This window comes from Nodosilinea sp. LEGE 07298 (assembly GCF_015207265.1).
GTDB lineage: Bacteria > Cyanobacteriota > Cyanobacteriia > Phormidesmidales > Phormidesmidaceae > Nodosilinea.
The window spans coordinates 1-1,284 of record NZ_JADEXE010000586.1 but is presented as its reverse complement, the minus strand read 5'-3'; the positions used below and the strand labels follow the sequence as shown (position 1 = coordinate 1,284).

The 1,284-nt window shown below is 53.9% G+C and carries 2 protein-coding genes; both read left to right on the top strand.

Annotated elements, in window-relative coordinates:
• Nucleotides 1–51: 51 nt before the first annotated feature.
• Nucleotides 52–489: a transposase family protein gene (locus IQ273_RS33240; protein ID WP_194027328.1), complete on the top strand. Its 438-nt coding sequence runs from the start codon at nucleotides 52–54 to the stop codon at nucleotides 487–489.
• A complete protein-coding gene (locus tag IQ273_RS33235) occupies nucleotides 441–1,268 on the top strand; it encodes an ISL3 family transposase (protein WP_313898351.1) in 828 nt (275 codons plus the stop codon). The genes IQ273_RS33240 and IQ273_RS33235 overlap by 49 nt, the downstream gene beginning before the upstream one ends.
• Nucleotides 1,269–1,284 lie beyond the last annotated feature (16 nt).

The window sequence follows — 1,284 nt, the reverse complement described above, 5'->3', positions numbered from 1 at the left end:
GGCTCTCCTGGAATGAGTATGCTGAAGTAGCCGTTACTATACGTTATGGCTATGGTGCCTCTACTGACAGAGCTCTTGGGTTTACCCGGTATTGATGTTGAGTCGTACGACGAGACCGAGGAGGGTCTGATTCTGAGCGTCGAAGCCCACAGTGACACGGCGACCTGCCCCCGCTGTGGAACCCTGAGCCGCCACCTGCACCAGAATCATGGCTACCTGGTTCGTGACCTCCCCATCAGTCATTACCGCAAGACGTGGTTACGGGTCAATCGTCGCCAGTTTAAGTGTTCGAACTGCGGTAAACCCTTCAGCGAGGACTTTGAGTTTGTTGGGGTTCGCCGGGTCTACACCGACCGGTACGCCGAGGTGGTGGTGGCTGATTTGATTCACAGCGATACGGCCAATGTGTCGCGACAGCATAGGTTAAGCGAAGATATTGTGTGGTCAATGGTGGAGTATGTGAGCGCAAAAAAGTCTGTATCGACGTGAGCGGATTACGGCGCTTGGGAATTGACGAAATCGCGCTGCGTAAAGGTCACAAGGATTTTGTCGTGGTTTTGAGTGACCTTGACACCCATCGCTTGATTGGCATGGCTCCGTCGCGCACCCATGCCGCGATTGAAGCCGTGCTCAACACCTGGGGTCCTGATGTCCTCTCGAACGTTGTAGAAGTCAGCATGGATCTCTCAGGCAATTACCGGGGATTAGTCCGTCGTTTGATGCCTCAGGCCGATATCGTAGCCGACCGCTTCCACATCATGAGCCTGGTCAATCAGGAACTGAATCAAGCCCGTAATGCCTTCCGCCGCTCACCGGATGACCTACCCGATGGCGTTACTCCCGAGGATGCTAAAGCGGCCCTCAAAGCCAGTAAGTACGCGCTCCTTAAGCCAGAAGCCAATCTCACCGATACTCAGCGCGACAAACTCGCCGAGGTCATAGCTGTCTCCCCCAAACTCGCCTTGATGCATCAATCCAAAGAAGCCTTTAGGAAGCTATTTGACGCTGAGTCCTGGTCTCAAGCCCTACCGGACTTCCTTGACTGGATGAAGGCGGCGAAATCACTCTATCCAAACGCTGTGGCGACCATGAGACGATGGTTTGGGGAAATTCTCCAGTACTTTGAGCACCGAACGACGAGCGGTGTCGTCGAGGGTATCAACACGCGTTTGAAGTTGATTAAGCGCTCTGGCTACGGATTCACTAATTTTGAGCGATTCCGCCTCCGATGCCTAATCTGCTGGCATTTTTCTCCAACCGCTGCATAGTGATCCCAGGAGAGCC